Source organism: Pseudactinotalea sp., assembly GCF_048594945.1.
In the GTDB taxonomy this organism is placed as follows: Bacteria; Actinomycetota; Actinomycetes; order Actinomycetales; family Beutenbergiaceae; genus Pseudactinotalea.
In genome coordinates, this window is record NZ_JBMDXJ010000224.1 from 1 (window position 1) to 2,610 (window position 2,610).

Genomic DNA, 2,610 nt, shown 5'->3' on the forward strand with positions numbered 1-2,610 from the left:
TGGAGGAGTGCGTCTCGTCGAACGCGCTCGAGACCGGCTGCGGGCTCACCATTCCGGCCGAGCTGGACGAAGGGACCGAGCTGGACGACGGCACGCTCGAGCGCACGCTGACCGACGACGCCCAGGAAGCTCTGGAGTCGCTGGAGCCGATGATCGACTACTCAGATCCGACGATCGCCAGCGCTGGCTACATCGGGGCGGTCGACGTGGAAGCCGAGTGCACCCAGGGCGATGAGTCCGGAACCTGCACGATCCTGTTCGCGCCCAGCCTCAGCTCGCCATCGGTGGTGATGACCGATCCTGACCTGCCCGTGACCTGGGACTGAGGACGTCGGCCGCTCGGCGGCGGCTCCCTTGACTTCCACACCTAGAACGGCGGGAGGTCGTTCTCGGTGGGGAGCCAGCGTCGCACCGGCGTGATGGGGTCACGCACCAGAATGGTGAGGCGGCCATCCGAATCCTCGATGTAGACGTGGCCCGTGGGCGTGGTCCAGGTATGACTGCCATCCAGGTGGAGGTCGTAGCTCCAGCCCGCATGGGTCACGAGCAGGTGGTCGCGTCGGCACCCGGGGTCGAGCTGGCGCGCGCTGGTGGCGCCGGCAGGCCAAGGCACCCGATGGTGGAGGTCGCAGCTGTCGGAGGGGACTGAGCAGACCGGACTGGCGCACTCGGGCCGTGCGGCGCGCACCAGCGCTGCCATCGCAGCGGGCGGCTCGTACTTGTCGGTGGTGAGCTCGATCACGCTCCGGTCGACCGGGTCGGTGACCATCCGTGCCCAGGGTCCACCTGCTGCCAGGGCACGGGCAGTCGAGGCCGGGATCGGGCCATAGCCCTCGAGGTGCGCGGGGTCGTTGGAATCGATCAGGCTGGTCAGCGGAACCACGACGCGGATGTGCGCCGACTTCCCGCCTATCTGTCCGACTCGCATGCCGACGTGGGGCGTCGGGCAGACACCCGCGCCCGCCGCCGTCCATGTAGCCGCGTCCTGTGGATCCATGCCCACCGGGGCGGTGCCCGCCGCGCTCCCAGCATCCACGACGCTGCCCGGCGGGCCGCTGTGCGGTGGGGCGGTGTGCGGCGGGTGATTCGCCATCGGATGACTGTGCATTGGGGCAATACCCGTCGGGTCGCTGTTCGGCGGGCTACTGCGCGGCGCGGCGCTGTCCGGCGGGGCGGTGTCTCGCGACAGCCTGTCGGCACGTGCCGTCCGCTGTGTTCGCGGGTCGGGCGGATCGGGGCGGCTGGGCTCGGCTGGATAGCCGGACGGCGTGAGTGCGGGCGCTGGGTCGCCGGAGAAGCGTGGTACGCCGTCGGGCGGCCTGTCAGCGACCGGGAGCGGCGCAGGCCCGCTGATCGGAGCGGGTGGCGGCGGCGCCGTGCGATCGGAGCCGTGTCCCGCGCTCGACAGCGTGCGCCCGGGGTCCGCGCCGTGTCGCTGTGCCGGTTCCTCGCCGGTACGCGGCTCCGGACGAGCGTGGTCGCCGTTGCCGCTGTGCTCAGGTGGGCTGCCGATCCAGCCGGAGTCGATGGCGGCCGTTCCCATCAGGGCGAGCGCGTCGGCGCGCAGCTGATCCAGGGTGCGCTCGTCGCCGGCTGACTTGGAGGAGCGGGCCGCCGCATCTGCGGCGCGGTAGATCTGGTTCGCGCCGACGGCGGGCATGATCGCGTAGATGCTCGCCATCCCATCGGGGAGTACGCGAGGCCGGTCGAAGCGACGCGCCTTCGCTGCCTGCGCGCAGCGCTCTTCGAAGCGGCTCGGTTCGACCTTCGCGCGCGCGGCTGCGAGCTCGCGGCGCACCGATCCCGAGGGCAGGTGGCCAGCCTTCGACAGGACCAGGTCCTGGACTTCGAGGGCAGCGTCCGGGCTGAGTCCGTCCAGACCCAGCGCACTGATGTCGGCCTTGACGGCGTCGATCTCGCCGGCTGCCAATGCGTCGGCTGTGGGGATGGCGATTCCGGCCATCGCCTGGCCGGCCTTCATCAGCCCCGCCGCCGCGCGCTTGCCGATGCCGAGCCGAATCGCGAGCTCGTCGCCGGCGATGTTCGGCTGGCTGACCGTGATGTCGAGATGCTCCAGGTTCGCCAGTCCGCCTGCCATCAACTCGCGACGCGCCAGGGCAGCGGCCGCTTCGCGCTGCTTGGCAGCGCAATAGGCGCTCAGTCGTGCCCAGTGTGCGACGATCTCGACGCTGTCGTAGTCGTCGTCCACGAGGTCCGCTGGCAGCTTCTCCAGCTCGGCCATCAGGTGTGAGGACGGGGCCAGCACGTCGAACCAGGCGACCGGACCCATCTCGGTGGCGGGGACATCGTCGACCCAGGAGCGGCAGCTGTCCTCCCAGCCGGGTGGAGGTTCACCCGGGTCAGCGTCGCCGCACGCTGCTTCCTCCGATGCCGGCTCGGCGGACTCGGAGGAGTCGTGCTCATGAGCCACACCGTCAGCGGTCGCGTCGGGAGCGGTAGCGGCGTCGACGTCCACCGACCCCGTGGCAACCGCAGCACTGTCCGGGGCTGCAGGACCTGCGGCGGCGCCTCCTGGGTCCGGGGTCCTCGCTGCTCCCGCGGCATCCACTTCGACGGCGTCGGTCGTCGGATTGTCCCGGAGGCCAATCT

General features: G+C 71.0%; 2 protein-coding genes. One reads left to right on the forward strand and one right to left on the reverse strand.

The window, feature by feature from the left end; translation table 11 throughout:
* On the forward strand, window positions 1-326 hold a 326-nt coding region (locus ACOJSN_RS09690), incomplete at its 5' end, for a hypothetical protein (protein WP_420112288.1).
* A gap of 41 nt (window positions 327-367) precedes the next feature.
* On the opposite strand, the gene ACOJSN_RS09695 is transcribed toward ACOJSN_RS09690, so the two are convergent.
* A partial coding sequence (locus ACOJSN_RS09695; RefSeq protein WP_420112289.1) for a hypothetical protein occupies window positions 368-2,610 on the reverse strand: 2,243 nt, incomplete at its 5' end.